This is a genomic window from Kluyvera georgiana ATCC 51603, assembly GCF_001654985.1.
GTDB classification, from domain to species: domain Bacteria; phylum Pseudomonadota; class Gammaproteobacteria; order Enterobacterales; family Enterobacteriaceae; genus Kluyvera; species Kluyvera georgiana.
The window spans coordinates 60,792-75,189 of sequence record NZ_LXEU01000014.1 but is presented as its reverse complement, the minus strand read 5'-3'; the positions used below and the strand labels follow the sequence as shown (position 1 = coordinate 75,189).

At 55.5% G+C, this 14,398-nt stretch carries 20 protein-coding genes; 12 read left to right on the top strand and 8 right to left on the bottom strand.

Annotated features, from left to right (window positions below; genetic code table 11):
- The coding region (locus tag M989_RS25795; RefSeq protein ID WP_167351041.1) for a hypothetical protein at window positions 1–538 on the top strand (538 nt) is incomplete at its 5' end.
- 48 nt (window positions 539–586) lie between these two features.
- On the opposite strand, the gene murA is transcribed toward M989_RS25795, so the two are convergent.
- The 7 genes from murA to mlaF all read right to left on the bottom strand — a co-directional run bounded on the left by murA (window position 587) and on the right by mlaF (window position 5,409).
- Window positions 587–1,846, bottom strand: a complete 1,260-nt coding sequence (gene murA, locus M989_RS03115; protein ID WP_064541880.1) for a UDP-N-acetylglucosamine 1-carboxyvinyltransferase — start codon at window positions 1,844–1,846, stop codon at window positions 587–589.
- Window positions 1,847–1,911: 65 nt separating this feature from the next.
- A complete protein-coding gene (gene ibaG, locus M989_RS03110; protein WP_064541877.1) occupies window positions 1,912–2,166 on the bottom strand; it encodes a BolA family iron metabolism protein IbaG in 255 nt (84 codons plus the stop codon).
- Window positions 2,167–2,303: 137 nt separating this feature from the next.
- Window positions 2,304–2,594, bottom strand: coding sequence for a lipid asymmetry maintenance protein MlaB (gene mlaB, locus M989_RS03105; RefSeq protein WP_064541875.1), 291 nt, complete (start codon window positions 2,592–2,594; stop codon window positions 2,304–2,306).
- Complete coding sequence (gene mlaC, locus M989_RS03100) at window positions 2,594–3,229, bottom strand: phospholipid-binding protein MlaC (protein ID WP_064541872.1); 636 nt, start codon at window positions 3,227–3,229, stop codon at window positions 2,594–2,596. The genes mlaB and mlaC overlap by 1 nt, the downstream gene beginning before the upstream one ends.
- Before the next feature lie 18 nt (window positions 3,230–3,247).
- On the bottom strand, window positions 3,248–3,802 hold the full coding sequence (gene mlaD / locus M989_RS03095) for an outer membrane lipid asymmetry maintenance protein MlaD (RefSeq protein ID WP_064541869.1): 555 nt from the start codon (window positions 3,800–3,802) through the stop codon (window positions 3,248–3,250).
- A 4-nt stretch (window positions 3,803–3,806) separates the two neighbouring features.
- Window positions 3,807–4,589 (bottom strand): lipid asymmetry maintenance ABC transporter permease subunit MlaE, encoded by a 783-nt coding sequence (gene mlaE, locus M989_RS03090; protein WP_064541866.1) that lies wholly within the window; start codon window positions 4,587–4,589, stop codon window positions 3,807–3,809.
- A gap of 7 nt (window positions 4,590–4,596) precedes the next feature.
- A complete protein-coding gene (gene mlaF / locus M989_RS03085; protein ID WP_064541861.1) occupies window positions 4,597–5,409 on the bottom strand; it encodes a phospholipid ABC transporter ATP-binding protein MlaF in 813 nt (270 codons plus the stop codon).
- 188 nt (window positions 5,410–5,597) lie between these two features.
- Here mlaF and M989_RS03080 point away from each other — a divergent pair, with 188 nt between their 5' ends.
- From M989_RS03080 to npr, 11 genes are read left to right on the top strand one after another with little or no spacing between them, the layout of a single operon-like run.
- Window positions 5,598–6,572 (top strand): calcium/sodium antiporter, encoded by a 975-nt coding sequence (locus M989_RS03080; RefSeq protein ID WP_064541859.1) that lies wholly within the window; start codon window positions 5,598–5,600, stop codon window positions 6,570–6,572.
- A 14-nt stretch (window positions 6,573–6,586) separates the two neighbouring features.
- Window positions 6,587–7,573 (top strand): arabinose-5-phosphate isomerase KdsD, encoded by a 987-nt coding sequence (gene kdsD / locus M989_RS03075; RefSeq protein ID WP_064541856.1) that lies wholly within the window; start codon window positions 6,587–6,589, stop codon window positions 7,571–7,573.
- Window positions 7,574–7,588: 15 nt separating this feature from the next.
- A complete protein-coding gene (gene kdsC / locus M989_RS03070; protein WP_064541853.1) occupies window positions 7,589–8,155 on the top strand; it encodes a 3-deoxy-manno-octulosonate-8-phosphatase KdsC in 567 nt (188 codons plus the stop codon).
- Window positions 8,152–8,727, top strand: coding sequence for an LPS export ABC transporter periplasmic protein LptC (gene lptC, locus M989_RS03065; RefSeq protein WP_064541850.1), 576 nt, complete (start codon window positions 8,152–8,154; stop codon window positions 8,725–8,727). The genes kdsC and lptC overlap by 4 nt, the downstream gene beginning before the upstream one ends.
- Window positions 8,696–9,250: a lipopolysaccharide ABC transporter substrate-binding protein LptA gene (gene lptA, locus M989_RS03060; protein WP_064541847.1), complete on the top strand. Its 555-nt coding sequence runs from the start codon at window positions 8,696–8,698 to the stop codon at window positions 9,248–9,250. The genes lptC and lptA overlap by 32 nt, the downstream gene beginning before the upstream one ends.
- A 6-nt stretch (window positions 9,251–9,256) precedes the next feature.
- Complete coding sequence (lptB, locus tag M989_RS03055; RefSeq protein ID WP_064541846.1) at window positions 9,257–9,982, top strand: LPS export ABC transporter ATP-binding protein; 726 nt, start codon at window positions 9,257–9,259, stop codon at window positions 9,980–9,982.
- 45 nt (window positions 9,983–10,027) lie between these two features.
- Window positions 10,028–11,461 carry an RNA polymerase factor sigma-54 gene (gene rpoN, locus M989_RS03050; protein WP_064541843.1) on the top strand — a complete coding sequence of 478 codons (1,434 nt, stop codon included), beginning with the start codon at window positions 10,028–10,030 and terminating at the stop codon, window positions 11,459–11,461.
- A 22-nt stretch (window positions 11,462–11,483) separates the two neighbouring features.
- Window positions 11,484–11,771, top strand: coding sequence for a ribosome hibernation promoting factor (gene hpf, locus M989_RS03045; protein WP_064541841.1), 288 nt, complete (start codon window positions 11,484–11,486; stop codon window positions 11,769–11,771).
- 55 nt (window positions 11,772–11,826) lie between these two features.
- Window positions 11,827–12,315, top strand: a complete 489-nt coding sequence (gene ptsN / locus M989_RS03040; RefSeq protein ID WP_035891171.1) for a PTS IIA-like nitrogen regulatory protein PtsN — start codon at window positions 11,827–11,829, stop codon at window positions 12,313–12,315.
- Between the two features lie 33 nt (window positions 12,316–12,348).
- Window positions 12,349–13,203, top strand: a complete 855-nt coding sequence (rapZ, locus tag M989_RS03035; RefSeq protein ID WP_064541836.1) for an RNase adapter RapZ — start codon at window positions 12,349–12,351, stop codon at window positions 13,201–13,203.
- Entirely contained in the window at window positions 13,200–13,472 is a 273-nt protein-coding gene (gene npr, locus M989_RS03030) for a PTS phosphocarrier protein NPr (RefSeq protein WP_064541834.1), read from the top strand. The genes rapZ and npr overlap by 4 nt, the downstream gene beginning before the upstream one ends.
- Window positions 13,473–13,581: 109 nt before the next feature.
- Here the strand turns inward: npr and mtgA are convergent, their stop codons facing one another.
- Window positions 13,582–14,301, bottom strand: coding sequence for a monofunctional biosynthetic peptidoglycan transglycosylase (gene mtgA, locus M989_RS03025; RefSeq protein ID WP_064541831.1), 720 nt, complete (start codon window positions 14,299–14,301; stop codon window positions 13,582–13,584).
- Window positions 14,302–14,398 lie beyond the last annotated feature (97 nt).

Here is a 14,398-nt window from a genome sequence, read left to right as displayed (position 1 = left end):
CCAGGACACCGTTTCTGACTCTGCTACCTCCGCCATCAACACCCTTGTGTTCCAGGGGGCTACCGCCGCCGACCTCACCCTGGAAAAGTCCGGTTACAACCTGATCATTCACGCTTACAGCCCCGACGACATGGTCACCCTGACCAACTACTTCAACTCCGCCAGCTATCGCCGATTTGAAATCAAGCTTCAGGATCAAACCATCGATCTTAGTGAGCTTGAAGAGTTTGTGAGCGATAAATTAGCGAAGCAGAACGTTTCAACTTCACTAAGTGAAATCGTTGTTGAGGACAGCGAAGAGACATTGAGCAATCCATTACATCTCTCGTCATTAATGAATGAAGAGACAGATAAGCGCAGCCAAGCAAAAATCAAGGAAACAGACCAATTTGCCGAGAGCGCGGAATTAACCTCGCAGGTTAATTTGTTAATTCATGCCATGGCAACATTTGGTGATAATAGCGGCGCCTCAGGGCTACCTCAGACAGCCAATGTCATCGACTACAACAACCATAACATCCTGGCGATTCCGCAGTAAAAAAAGCCTCCCGCGTGAAAACTCGGGAGGCTTTATACACGGCAATAATTACTCGCCTTTTACGCGTTCGATATTGGCGCCGAGTGCGCGCAGCTTATCTTCAATGCGTTCGTAGCCGCGATCAATGTGGTAGATGCGGTCAACGATAGTGGTGCCCTGAGCAATACAGCCCGCCAGCACGAGGCTTGCCGATGCACGCAGGTCGGTTGCCATGACCTGAGCGCCAGAAAGCTGCTCAACGCCGTGGCAAATCGCAGTGTTGCTTTCGATTTCCGCACGAGCGCCCATACGGATCAGTTCCGGAATGTGCATGAAACGGTTTTCGAAGACCGTTTCAGTGATCACACCGGTCCCTTCCGCCACCATGTTCAGCAGGGTGAACTGGGCCTGCATGTCGGTCGGGAACGCCGGATGCGGCGCGGTACGTACGTTCACCGCTTTCGGACGCTTGCCATGCATATCCAGGCTAATCCAGTCTTCGCCCACTTCGATATCCGCACCGGCTTCGCGCAGCTTGGCCAGAACGGCGTCCAGGGTATCAGGCTGCGCGTTGCGGCAGACAATTTTCCCGCCGGAGATCGCCGCCGCCACCAGGAAGGTGCCGGTTTCGATACGGTCAGGCAGAACGCGATAAACGCCGCCGCCCAGGCGCTTCACGCCTTCGATGGTGATGCGGTCGGTACCCTGCCCCGTCACCTTCGCGCCCATCGCGTTGAGGAAGTTCGCCGTGTCGACGATTTCCGGCTCGCGCGCGGCGTTTTCGATGATGGTGGTGCCTTCCGCCAGCGTCGCAGCTGTCATGATAGTGACGGTCGCGCCAACGCTGACCATGTCCATGACGATATGCGCGCCTTTCAGACGACCATTGACGGACGCTTTGACGTAACCTTCTTCCAGCTTAATTTCCGCGCCTAGCTGCTCAAGACCAGAGATGTGCAGATCGACCGGACGCGCACCAATGGTGCACCCACCCGGCAGAGAAACCTGGCCCTGTCCAAAACGCGCCACCAGCGGCCCCAGTGCCCAGATAGACGCGCGCATGGTTTTCACCAGGTCGTAAGGTGCACAGAATACGTTGACCGAGCCTGCATCAATCCATACTGAACCGTTGCGTTCTACCTTCGCACCCAACTGCGTCAACAGCTTCATGGAGGTATCCACGTCTTTCAGCTTCGGTACGTTCTGGATCTCTACCGGGTCTTCTGCCAGCAAAGCGGCAAAAAGAATCGGCAGGGCAGCATTTTTGGCGCCGCTAATGGTGACCTCGCCCTGAAGGCGGGTTGGCCCCTGCACACGAAATTTATCCATCAAATCTAATCTCTGTTAAGTATTCACGTTCGCCACCGGGAAAGCGTTACCGCTTTCCCCATGGCTCAAAAACCGTTGAGTTTGCGATCGCGAGCCCACTCTTGCGGGGTATACGCTTTGATCGACAGGGCATGAATGCGGTTGTCCGCAAGATACTCCATCAGCGGGCCATAGATGGTCTGCTGCTTCTTAACCCGGCTCATGCCCTCAAACATCTCACCCACGGCAATCACCTGGAAGTGGCTACCGTCGCCAGAAACGAGAACTTCCTGAAGGGAGAGTGCATTCATCAGCACGGTCTGAATTTCATTATTTTCCATAGGTTCACATTTCATTTGAGAGTGAAAACAGCCCCACATCTTAGAGGAAAGTGGCGCAGTCTTAAACAAGCAAAAAGCCCCATCGGTAAGATTGATGGGGCTTTAGGAACATTAGAAGCAATAACGTGCTGAAATTTTTAAGGGATCATATCTTCAGGCAGATTATACAACCGTTTCAGCGTCGCCACTTTTTCGCTGACGCCTTCCAGGCTCACCTTGCGGCCCTGGGAACGAATCAGGTCAACCAGGTGCACCAGCAGCGCCAAACCTGCAGTATCGACGCGGCTAAGACCATTGAGATCGATCACCGAAACGCCCTGCGTCACTTCATTTCTGGCGTCCCACAGGGGCACCAGAAAGTCCTGGTCCAGTTCACCGCGCAGCATCAGGCGCTCACCGTCGCGCGTCCAGCTAAGCTGTTCAGCCATTATTTTTTCTGTTCCAGGGTGATCGGCTGCGCGGAGATGGATTTCAGCTGCGCGGTCAGGCCATCAATACCTTTGGTGCGCAACAGGTCGCTCCACTCGTTCTGTTTGGTGGTGATCATGCTCACCCCTTCAGCGATCATGTCGTATGCCTGCCAGTTGCCGGTCTGGGTATTTTTACGCCACTGGAAGTCCAGGCGCACCGGCGGACGGCCGTTCGGGTCGATGATGGTCACGCGAATAGGCACGATGGTCGCGTCGCCCAGCGGCTGTTCCGGGGCAATCTGGTAGGTCTGACCGTGGTACATCGCCAGCGCCTGGCCATAGGCCTGCTTCAGGTATTCACGGAACGCGGTAAAGTAGGCTTCACGCTGCGCCGGAGTCGCATCTTTGTAGTAACGGCCCAGCACCAGCGCGCCGGCGTATTTTACCTGTACGTACGGCAGCAGTTCCTGATCGACCACGTCACGCAGGTAGTTCGGGTTAGAACGAATTTTAGGTTGTTCATTCTTCAGGCGATCGAACGTTTTCTGCGCTGCTTCGTTCATCAGCTTGTAAGGGTTAGATTGGTCAGCTGCGGTTGCGGCCGTTAGCGGGGCAATCACCAGCATGGCGACCATCAGTAAGCGTTTAAACATGTCGAGTATCTCCTGAGATTAATTCGTCGCGCCAGTTGCAGGCGTCGCCGTATCAGTATGTCCATCTGTGGATTCCTGCGCATCGCCTGAATTCTTATTGTCGCTGCCCTTGCTGTTATAAAGGAATTGACCAATAAGATCTTCCAGCACCATCGCCGATTTGGTGTCCTGAATGGTGCCGCCGTCTTTAAGGATAGACGTTCCCAGCTCAGGGTCTTCAAAACCGACGTTCAGCGCCAGATACTGTTCCCCCAACAGACCGGAAGTTCGAATCGCCAGCGAGCTGGTATCCGGAATGTGGTTGTAGCGATCTTCAATGTCGAGCGCCACGCGAGGTAAATAGGTTTTTGGATCCAGGGTAATGTCAGCCACGCGGCCAATCACCACGCCGCCAATACGCACCGGCGAGCGTGCCTTCAGGCCGCCGATGTTATCGAAGGTGGCGTAAATGCGGTAGGTTGGCTCTGATTTCATTGACGAAACGTCCGCCGCCTTCAGGCAGACAAACAGCGCCGCCAGCAGGGCCACCAGCAGAAAAATACCGACCCAGATTTCACTCTTTTTCGTTTGCATTCACTCAATTCCCAAACATCAGTGCCGTCAGCACAAAGTCCAGCCCAAGAACCGCCAGCGACGAGTGCACCACGGTACGGGTGGTCGCCCGGCTGATTCCGGCAGAAGTGGGGATTGCATCGTAACCGTTAAATAACGCAATCCATGTCACCGTAATGGCGAAAACCAGGCTCTTGATCAGGCAGTTCACCAGATCGAGACGCCAGTCCACCGCATTTTGCATTGCCGACCAGAAGAACCCGGCATCAATGCCTTTCCAGCTTACGCCGACCAGCGAACCGCCCCAGATGCCTACCGCCACAAAGATAATCGTCAGCAGCGGCAATGAGATCACACCGGCCCAGAAGCGCGGAGAAATCACCCGGCGCAGCGGATCCACCGCCATCATCTCCATGCTGGAGAGCTGCTCGGTCGCGCGCATCAGGCCAATTTCCGCCGTCAACGCCGAACCGGCACGCCCGGCAAACAGCAGCGCGGCCACCACCGGCCCCAATTCGCGCAGCAGGGAAAGCGCCACCAGCATGCCGAGACTGGTCTCAGCGCTGTAGGTAGTCAGCACCAGATAACCCTGTAGCCCCAGCACCATGCCGATAAACACGCCCGACACAATGATGATCACCATCGACAGCACGCCAACGTTGTAAAGCTGGCGCACCAATAGCGGCGCGTGCTTGCGGAACTCCGGCTTGCCGACAACGGCATTGAATAACATTAACCCAGCTCGCCCAAACGTCGCGATGGTCTTAATCCCGCGATGTCCAAGCGCTGCCAGTGCATTTAACAACATGAGTCGATTATCTCCCTGTGCCGATGAGGTCGCGGCGATAATCGCCCGCAGGGTAACGGAACGGCACCGGGCCGTCGGCAATACCGTCGAGGAACTGACGCACTCGCGGATCGTCGTTTTCCTGCAACGAAGTTGCACTACCGTGAGCGATGATTTTACGGTCCGCCATAATATAGGCGAAATCGGCAATGCTCAGCACTTCCGGCACGTCGTGGGAAACCACAATACAGGTGACACCCAACGCGCTGTTGAGTTCAGAAATCAGCTTCACCAACACGCCCATGGTGATCGGATCCTGGCCGACGAACGGTTCGTCAAACATGATCAGATCGGGTTCCAGAGCAATCGCTCTGGCCAGCGCGGCGCGTCTTGCCATCCCGCCGGAAAGCTCGGACGGCATCAGCTTAGCCGCCCCGCGCAGGCCGACGGCTTCGAGCTTCATCATCACCGTGCTTTTCAACAACGGCGCGGGAAGCCGGGTATGCTCGCGAATCGGGTACGCCACGTTGTCAAACACGTTCATGTCGGTAAACAGCGCGCCAGACTGAAACAGCATACTCATCCGTTTACGCACGGTGTACAAACGAGATCGCGACATCTGCGGCACGTTCTCGCCATCAAAGAGGATCTCTCCGCTATCCGGGGGGATTTGCCCGCCAATCAGGCGTAGCAGCGTGGTCTTGCCAATCCCCGACGGCCCCATTATCGCGGTGATTTTCCCGCGCGGCACCGACAGCGAGATCTTGTCGAAGATGACCCGACTGCCACGGGTAAACGTGACGTCGTGCATATCGACCAAATTCTCGATATTTTGGCTCATAGGCTTACCTTTCCAGGTCCTTAAGAGGAATCATTTCCTGCTCAATTGCGCATTCTTACAGAATCCTAACCGCACGAGTTAACGAAATCTGGCATTTGTTTTACTTTTCCTGCGCATAAAGTCAAAATTAGGAATTCGTTACGTCCAGACGTGCGGACCGACGATTATACCCGAATAAAGGACTTTAGATGCTCTTAGCCACGGCTCTGTTAATTATTGGTTTACTTCTGGTGGTCTACAGCGCCGACCGCCTCGTGTACTCCGCCTCCATTTTGTGCCGTGCTCTGGGAGTTCCACCGCTGATTATTGGCATGACCGTGGTCAGTATCGGCACCTCGCTGCCGGAAATTATCGTCTCCGCCGCCGCCTCCCTTCATGGTCAGGTAGACGTCGCCGTCGGGACCGCCATCGGATCTAACATCGTCAATATATTACTGATCCTCGGCCTGACCGCGCTGTTTCATCCATTTACCGTGCATTCTGATATCCTGCGCCGTGAAATACCGCTAATGTTGGTCGTCAGCCTGCTGGCCGGGTATGTGCTGTATGATGGCGAACTCTCGCTGATGGACGGCGTTTTCCTGATTATGCTGGCAGCCCTGTGGCTGCTGTTTATCATTAAGATAGCGCGTCTGGCCGAGCGCCAGGGTAACGATAAATTCACCCAGGAGCAGTTGGCCGAGCTGCCGCGCGACGGTTCGCTGCCCGTCGCCTGCTTATGGCTCGGCGTAGCGCTGATTATTATGCCGATGGCGACCCGCATGGTGATTGATAACGCCACGGTGCTGGCAAACTATTTCGCCATGAGCGAGCTAACCATCGGCCTGACAATTATCGCCCTCGGCACCAGCCTGCCGGAGCTGGCAACCGCCATCGCAGGCGTGCGTAAAGGTGAAAATGATATTGCGGTCGGCAACATCATCGGCTCGAATTTCTTTAATATCGCTATCGTTCTGGGTATCCCTGCCCTTCTCGCGCCGGGGACATTTAACCCGCTCGCGTTTACCCGGGACTATGGCGTCATGGTATTGGTGAGCGTGGTCTTCGCCCTCCTGTGCTGGCGTCGTCGCCAGATAGGCCGTGGCGCAGGTTTACTGTTAATCGGCGGGTTTGTTGCGTGGCTGGCGCTGCTCTATTGGGCAACGCCGCTCTTCATCGAATAAATCGGGATAACACTATGTCGCAAATAGATTTGCAGCCAAATTTCGACTTCCAGCAGGCGGGAAGAGAAGTTCTGGAGGTTGAACGGGAAGGGCTGGAACAGCTCGATCAATACATCAATCAGGACTTCAGCGACGCCTGTGAGAAGATCTTCTACTGCGGCGGCAAAGTGGTCGTGATGGGGATGGGCAAGTCCGGGCATATCGGGCGCAAAATGGCCGCTACCTTTGCCAGTACCGGCACCTCTTCCTTCTTCGTCCATCCCGGCGAAGCGGCACACGGCGATTTAGGCATGGTGACACCACAGGATGTGGTCATCGCGCTCTCTAACTCCGGCGAGTCGAACGAGATTCTGGCGCTGATCCCGGTGCTCAAGCGCCTGCGCGTGCCGCTGATCTGCATGACCAGCCGCCCGGACAGCAGCATGGGCCGTGCGGCAGATATTCATCTGTGCGTAAAAGTTCCGCGCGAGGCTTGCCCGCTCGGGCTGGCGCCGACCTCCAGCACCACCGCCGCGCTGGTGATGGGCGATGCGCTGGCCGTTGCGCTGCTGAAGGCTCGCGGCTTTACCGCTGAAGACTTTGCGCTGTCGCACCCCGGCGGCGCACTGGGCCGCAAGCTTCTGCTGCGCGTTAACGATATTATGCACACGGGCGATGAAATCCCACACGTGAGCGAAGATGCCTCACTGCGGGATGCGCTGCTGGAAATTACCCGTAAAAATCTCGGAATGACGGCCATCTGCGATGACAATATGCAGATTAAGGGTATCTTCACCGATGGCGACCTACGACGCATCTTCGACAACGGCGCAGACTTACGTAGCCTCGGCATCGCCGATGTGATGACGCCGGGCGGTATCCGCATTCGTCCCGGTACGCTGGCGGTCGACGCGCTGAACCTGATGCAATCACGTCATATCACCTGCGTGCTGGTTGCCGATGGCGACCATCTGCTAGGTGTGATACATATGCACGACCTACTGCGCGCAGGCGTAGTGTAATCAAGGATATAAAGAATGAGTAACGCTGTCGCATCGGTCGCCACCTGTTACGGGCCGGTGAGTCCACAATTTATCGCGAAGGCGGAGAAAATCCGCCTGTTGATCCTCGACGTCGACGGGGTGCTGTCCGACGGCCTGATTTATATGGGCAACAACGGTGAAGAGCTAAAGGCCTTTAACGTGCGCGACGGCTACGGCGTGCGCTGCGCCCTCACCTCTGGTATCGAAGTAGCGATTATTACCGGGCGAAAAGCTAAACTGTTAGAAGACCGCTGCGCTACGCTGGGTATCACGCATCTCTACCAGGGACAGTCGGATAAACTTATCGCCTATCGTGAACTGCTGGCGAAGCTGAGCCTACGGCCGGAAGAAGTCGCCTACGTGGGCGATGATCTGATCGACTGGCCGGTGATGGCAGAGATCGGCCTGAGCGTCGCGGTGGCGGATGCGCACCCGCTGCTGCTGCCGCGCGCCGATTACGTCACGCGCATTGCGGGCGGACGCGGTGCGGTACGCGAAGTCTGTGACCTGCTGCTGCTGGCGCAAGGGAAGCTCGACGAAGCCAAAGGGCAATCCATATGAGTAAAACCAGACGTTGGGTTATCATTCTGCTATCACTGGTTGCGCTTGTCCTCATCGGCCTGAATCTCGCCGACAAAGACGACAGCGGCCCGGTTGCAGTAAATACCGGCGATCCAACCTATAAAAGCGAACATACCGATACGGTGGTGTACAGCCCGGAAGGCGCGCTCAGCTATCGGTTAATTGCCGAGCACGTGGAGTATTTTTCCGATCAGGGTCTGTCGTGGTTTACTCACCCCGTGCTGACCACCTTTGACACCGCGAAGGTGCCAACCTGGTCGATTAAAGCCGATAAAGCGAAGCTGACCAACGACCGCATGCTGTATCTCTACGGGCACGTTGAAATCAACGCGCTGACAGAAGACGCACAACTGCGTAAGATTACGACGGATAATGCCCAGGTGAACCTGATTACTCAGGACGTTTCCTCTGACGATCTGGTGACGTTATACGGAACAACATTTAATTCCAGCGGCCTGAAAATGCGCGGCAATTTACGCAGCAAAAACGCCGAGCTGATTGAAAAGGTTAGAACTTCTTATGAAATCCAGAACAAACAAACTCAGCCTTAAGCTGGCGCTCGTCGCTTCTCTGCTGGCAGCCAGTCTGCCGGCAATGGCCCTGACCGGCGATACCAATCAGCCGATTCATATTGAATCCGATCAGCAGTCGCTGGATATGCAGGGCAACGTCGTGACCTTCACCGGTAACGTTGTCGTGACTCAGGGCAGTATCAAAATCAACGCCGACAAAGTGGTCGTCACCCGCCCGGCAAACCAGCAGGGTAAAGAAGTGATCGATGGCTACGGCAACCCGGCTACCTTCTACCAGATGCAGGACAACGGCAAGCCGGTGAAAGGTCGCGCATCGAAAATGCACTACGAATTAGCAAATGACTTCGTGGTACTGACCGGCAATGCCTACCTTGAGCAGTTAGACAGTAACATCAAGGGTGACAAGATTACCTATCTGGTGAAAGAGCAGAAAATGCAGGCGTTTAGCGACAAAGGCAAACGCGTCACTACCGTTCTGGTTCCGTCTCAGCTACAGGACAAATCCAAAGACCAGGCTCCGGCACAGAAGAAGAGTAACTAATCCGTTATGGCGACATTAACTGCAAAAAATCTGGCGAAGGCCTATAAAGGCCGACGCGTCGTGGAAGATGTCAGTCTGACCGTCAACTCCGGTGAGATTGTGGGCCTGCTTGGGCCGAACGGCGCGGGTAAAACGACCACCTTCTACATGGTCGTCGGTATCGTACCGCGCGATGCGGGCAATATCATCATTGATGACGAAGACATCAGCCTGCTGCCGCTGCACGCCCGTGCGCGCCGCGGCATCGGCTATTTGCCGCAGGAGGCGTCGATTTTCCGTCGTCTGAGCGTTTACGATAATCTGATGGCGGTACTGCAGATCCGCGATGACCTCAGCAATGAACAGCGCGAAGACCGTGCCAAAGAGCTGATGGAAGAGTTCCACATCGAGCATCTGCGCGACAGCCTGGGCCAGGCGCTTTCCGGCGGTGAACGTCGCCGCGTCGAGATTGCCCGCGCGTTAGCGGCAAACCCGAAGTTTATCCTGCTGGATGAACCGTTTGCCGGTGTAGACCCCATCTCCGTTATCGACATCAAACGCATCATCGAACATCTGCGCGACAGCGGCCTTGGCGTACTGATTACCGACCACAACGTCCGTGAAACGCTGGCGGTGTGCGAACGCGCTTACATCGTCAGCCAGGGGCATCTGATTGCCCACGGAACACCTCAGGAGATCCTGGAAGACGAACATGTTAAACGCGTGTATCTTGGGGAAGACTTCAGACTCTGATAGGGTAGTGGTTATCGACGTTAGCGGGAGATATTCGTTCTGAACATGAAGCAAGGTTTGCAATTAAGGCTCAGCCAACAGCTTGCCATGACGCCCCAGTTGCAGCAGGCCATTCGTCTGTTGCAATTGTCTACGCTGGAACTTCAGCAGGAACTCCAGCAGGCGCTGGAGAGCAATCCCCTGCTCGAGCAAACCGATCTTCACGATGAAGTAGAGACTCAGGAAACCGTCGATAGCGAAACGCTGGACAGCGTCGATGCGCTGGAAAAACCGGACATGCCCGAAGAGCTGCCGCTTGACGCCAGCTGGGACGAAATCTACACCGCCGGTACGCCTTCCGGTACTGGCGCTGACTATCAAGACGACGAACTGCCGGTTTATCAGGGTGAAACCACTCAGTCACTTCAGGATTACCTGATGTGGCAGGTAGAGTTAACGCCGTTTACCGATACCGACCGGGCGATCGCCACGTCGATCGTCGACGCGGTGGATGACACCGGCTACCTCACCGTCACCGTCGAAGATATCCGCGAAAGCATTGGCGACGACGAGATTGGCCTGGACGAAGTGGAGGCGGTACTTAAGCGCATCCAGCGTTTCGATCCGGTCGGCGTGGCCGCCAAAGATCTCCGCGATTGCCTGCTGATCCAGCTGTCACAATTTTCACCCGACACGCCGCGTCTCGATGAAGCGCGACTGATTATCAGCGATCATCTCGATCTGCTCGCTAACCATGATTTCCGCTCGCTGATGCGGGTCACCCGTCTGAAAGAAGATGTACTGAAAGAAGCTGTCGATCTGATCCAGTCGCTGGATCCGCGCCCGGGCCAATCGATCCAGACCGGCGAACCGGAGTATGTGATTCCGGACGTACTGGTGCGCAAGGTCAACGATCGCTGGGTGGTAGAGCTGAACGCCGACAGTATTCCGCGCCTACAGATAAACCAGCACTACGCGGGGATGTGCAACAACGCCCGCAACGACGCCGACAGCCAGTTTATTCGTAGCAACCTGCAGGAAGCCAAATGGCTGATCAAGAGCCTTGAAAGCCGCAACGATACGCTGCTGCGCGTCAGCCGCTGCATCGTCGAGCAACAGCAGGCCTTTTTCGACCTTGGCGAAGAGTACATGAAACCGATGGTGCTGGCCGACATCGCCCAAACCGTCGAGATGCACGAGTCCACCATTTCGCGTGTTACCACGCAGAAGTATTTGCATAGCCCACGGGGCATTTTCGAGCTTAAATATTTCTTCTCCAGCCACGTCAGTACCGAGGGCGGCGGCGAAGCCTCGTCCACGGCAATTCGGGCGCTGGTTAAGAAATTGATTGCCGCGGAGAATCCCGCGAAACCACTGAGCGACAGTAAGCTGACCACCATGCTCTCTGAACAGGGTATCATGGTGGCAAGGCGTACCGTTGCAAAGTACCGAGAGTCTTTATCCATTCCGCCGTCTAACCAGCGTAAACAGCTGGTCTGACACAACTGATAAGGAAGACACTATGCAGCTCAACATCACTGGACACAACGTCGAGATCACCGAGCCGATGCGCGAATTCGTGACCACGAAATTCAGCAAGCTGGAGCAGTATTTCGAGAGGATCAATCAGGTCCATATTGTGTTAAAGGTGGAGAAACTGACGCACATCTCGGATGCGACATTGCACGTGAACGGCGGTGAACTTCATGCCAGCGCGGAAGGGCAGGATATGTATGCCGCCATCGACGGTTTGATCGATAAACTGGCGAGACAGTTAACCAAGCACAAAGATAAACTAAAACAACATTGATTGTCCGAGCGATCGCCCGATATGCCTGCATATCGGGCGATGCTTAGGTGAAATTATGACAAATAACGATTCGGCTCTACAACTGAGCAATGTCCTTAACCAGGAATGTACCCGCAGTGCTGTGCACTGTCAGAGTAAAAAACGTGCGCTGGAAATCATCAGCGAGCTGGCGGCGAAACAGCTTAGCCTGCCGCCGCAGGTGGTGTTCGAAGCCATTCTGACCCGTGAAAAAATGGGCAGTACCGGCATCGGCAACGGCATCGCCATTCCTCACGGCAAGCTCGAAGAAGATACGCTACGCGCGGTAGGGGTGTTCGTGCAACTGGAAACGCCGATCGCTTTCGACGCTATCGACAACCAGCCGGTCGATTTACTCTTTGCGCTTCTGGTTCCAGCCGACCAGACCAAAACCCATCTGCATACGCTTTCCCTGGTGGCGAAACGTCTGGCAGATAAAACGATTTGCCGCCGCCTGCGCGCCGCGCAGAGCGACGAAGAGCTGTATCAAATCATCACCGATACGGAAACCCACGATGATGCGTAATGGACATCACATCGTACTGAGGAGAAACGGTACATGGTACTGATGATCGTCAGCGGCCGCTCTGGCTCGGGAAAATCAGTGGCCCTGAGGGCGCTGGAAGATATGGGCTTCTACTGCGTTGATAACCTGCCGGTGGTACTGCTGCCGGAGCTGGCAAAGACGCTGGCCGACCGCGAAATCTCGGCTGCCGTGAGCATCGACGTACGTAACATGCCTGAAACTCCGGAAATCTTCGAACGGGCAATGGAAAACCTGCCGGAGAATTTTTCCCCACAGCTGCTGTTCCTCGACGCAGATCGCAACACGCTGATTCGTCGCTACAGCGACACTCGCCGTCTGCACCCGCTCTCCAGCAAGAATCTGTCGCTGGAAAGTGCCATTGATGAAGAGAGCAACCTGCTGGAGCCGCTGCGCTCTCGCGCCGACCTGATCGTCGACACCTCCGAGATGTCAGTCCATGAACTGGCGGAAATGCTGCGCACCCGTCTGCTGGGTAAACGCGAGCGCGAGCTAACGATGGTGTTCGAATCCTTCGGCTTCAAGCACGGCATTCCTATCGACGCCGATTACGTGTTTGACGTGCGCTTCCTGCCAAACCCACACTGGGATCCGAAGCTGCGTCCGATGACCGGTCTCGATAAACCGGTTGCCGCGTTCCTCGACAGGCACACGGAAGTTCACAACTTTATTTACCAGACGCGTAGCTATCTTGAGCTATGGTTACCTATGCTGGAAACCAACAACCGTAGCTATCTGACGGTTGCCATTGGCTGTACCGGCGGTAAGCACCGTTCGGTCTATGTTGCCGAACAGCTGGCTGACTACTTCCGCTCGCGCGGTAAGAACGTGCAGTCTCGTCATCGGACGCTGGAAAAACGCAAATCATGACCGTAAAGCAGACCGTGGAAATCACCAATAAGCTGGGCATGCATGCACGCCCGGCGATGAAGCTGTTTGAACTGATGCAGCATTACGATGCGGAAGTGCTGCTGCGCAATGATGAAGGCACCGAAGCCGAAGCCAATAGCGTGATCGCGCTGCTGATGCTGGACTCTGCCAAGGGCCGTCAGATTGAAGTGGAAGCCACCGGTCCGCAGGAAGAAGAGGCGCTGGCGGCGGTAATCGCGCTGTTTAACGCCGGGTTTGACGAAGACTAGTCCGCGCCCGGCTACACACGCAAAATCTGTAGGCCGGACAAGGCCGTTTACGCCGCCATCCGGCAGTGCCACTGTATGCCTGATGGCGCGATGCTTATCAGGCCTACGGTTAATACAGCTTATTTTCCCGCATAAATCCTTCCCCACCGAGCTGGCGCATCTGCCGTAAAATCCACGCCTGACGGCTACGCACATACCCCGATGGGGCATTGGCTTTAAAACGAATCGGGTTAGGCAGCACGGCGGCCAGCAGCGCGGCTTCCGCCATCGTCAGTTGACTCGCCGACTTATGAAAGTAGCGCTGGGACGCGGCTTCCACGCCGAAAATACCGTCGCCAAATTCTGCGATATTCAGGTAGACGGTCAAAATACGTTTCTTACTCCACACCGTCTCCATGCCGAGCGTCAGACCCGCTTCCAGCCCCTTACGCACCCAGCTACGCCCATCCCACAGGAACAGGTTCTTCACCGTCTGCTGCGACAGCGTCGACGCACCGCGAATGCGGTTTTCGTTGCGCTCGTTGTGCGCCAGCGCCTTTTCGATTGCCGACACGTCAAAACCCCAGTGGTCAGGGAATTTTTGATCTTCGGCAGCAATCACTGCCAACCCCATCCACGGTGTAATTTCATCCATGCTGACCCAGTCTGAGTGGGCAACGTAGCCGAAATCACCCGAAAACCAGGCGCTCATCTGGCGTTCAACCATCACTGCGGAGAATGGCACAGGCAAAACACTGAACACCGCAATACCGCCGCCCCATAACAGCGCCAGCATCAGCAACAGCCGCCAGGCCAGACGTTTAAGCCTGGCTATACTCCTCAAAGCCATCTTGTTCTCGCTAACTCTCTGACGCTGATTAATATTTCTGATTAAGTCGTTACGCTTCACACATTTTACTGATTCACGTAACAAACTTTTTAAGTTT

Excerpts from the sequence above, each read along its gene's own strand:
- murA (WP_064541880.1), bottom strand. The coding sequence starts at position 1,846 with ATGGATAAATTTCGTGTGCAGGGGCCAACCCGCCTTCAGGGCGAGGTC.
- ibaG (WP_064541877.1), bottom strand. The coding sequence starts at position 2,166 with ATGGAAAATAATGAAATTCAGACCGTGCTGATGAATGCACTCTCCCTT.
- mlaB (WP_064541875.1), bottom strand. The coding sequence starts at position 2,594 with ATGGCTGAACAGCTTAGCTGGACGCGCGACGGTGAGCGCCTGATGCTG.
- mlaC (WP_064541872.1), bottom strand. The coding sequence starts at position 3,229 with ATGTTTAAACGCTTACTGATGGTCGCCATGCTGGTGATTGCCCCGCTA.
- mlaD (WP_064541869.1), bottom strand. The coding sequence starts at position 3,802 with ATGCAAACGAAAAAGAGTGAAATCTGGGTCGGTATTTTTCTGCTGGTG.
- mlaE (WP_064541866.1), bottom strand. The coding sequence starts at position 4,589 with ATGTTGTTAAATGCACTGGCAGCGCTTGGACATCGCGGGATTAAGACC.
- mlaF (WP_064541861.1), bottom strand. The coding sequence starts at position 5,409 with ATGAGCCAAAATATCGAGAATTTGGTCGATATGCACGACGTCACGTTT.
- M989_RS03080 (WP_064541859.1), top strand. The coding sequence starts at position 5,598 with ATGCTCTTAGCCACGGCTCTGTTAATTATTGGTTTACTTCTGGTGGTC.
- kdsD (WP_064541856.1), top strand. The coding sequence starts at position 6,587 with ATGTCGCAAATAGATTTGCAGCCAAATTTCGACTTCCAGCAGGCGGGA.
- kdsC (WP_064541853.1), top strand. The coding sequence starts at position 7,589 with ATGAGTAACGCTGTCGCATCGGTCGCCACCTGTTACGGGCCGGTGAGT.
- lptC (WP_064541850.1), top strand. The coding sequence starts at position 8,152 with ATGAGTAAAACCAGACGTTGGGTTATCATTCTGCTATCACTGGTTGCG.
- lptA (WP_064541847.1), top strand. The coding sequence starts at position 8,696 with ATGAAATCCAGAACAAACAAACTCAGCCTTAAGCTGGCGCTCGTCGCT.
- lptB (WP_064541846.1), top strand. The coding sequence starts at position 9,257 with ATGGCGACATTAACTGCAAAAAATCTGGCGAAGGCCTATAAAGGCCGA.
- rpoN (WP_064541843.1), top strand. The coding sequence starts at position 10,028 with ATGAAGCAAGGTTTGCAATTAAGGCTCAGCCAACAGCTTGCCATGACG.
- hpf (WP_064541841.1), top strand. The coding sequence starts at position 11,484 with ATGCAGCTCAACATCACTGGACACAACGTCGAGATCACCGAGCCGATG.
- ptsN (WP_035891171.1), top strand. The coding sequence starts at position 11,827 with ATGACAAATAACGATTCGGCTCTACAACTGAGCAATGTCCTTAACCAG.
- rapZ (WP_064541836.1), top strand. The coding sequence starts at position 12,349 with ATGGTACTGATGATCGTCAGCGGCCGCTCTGGCTCGGGAAAATCAGTG.
- npr (WP_064541834.1), top strand. The coding sequence starts at position 13,200 with ATGACCGTAAAGCAGACCGTGGAAATCACCAATAAGCTGGGCATGCAT.
- mtgA (WP_064541831.1), bottom strand. The coding sequence starts at position 14,301 with ATGGCTTTGAGGAGTATAGCCAGGCTTAAACGTCTGGCCTGGCGGCTG.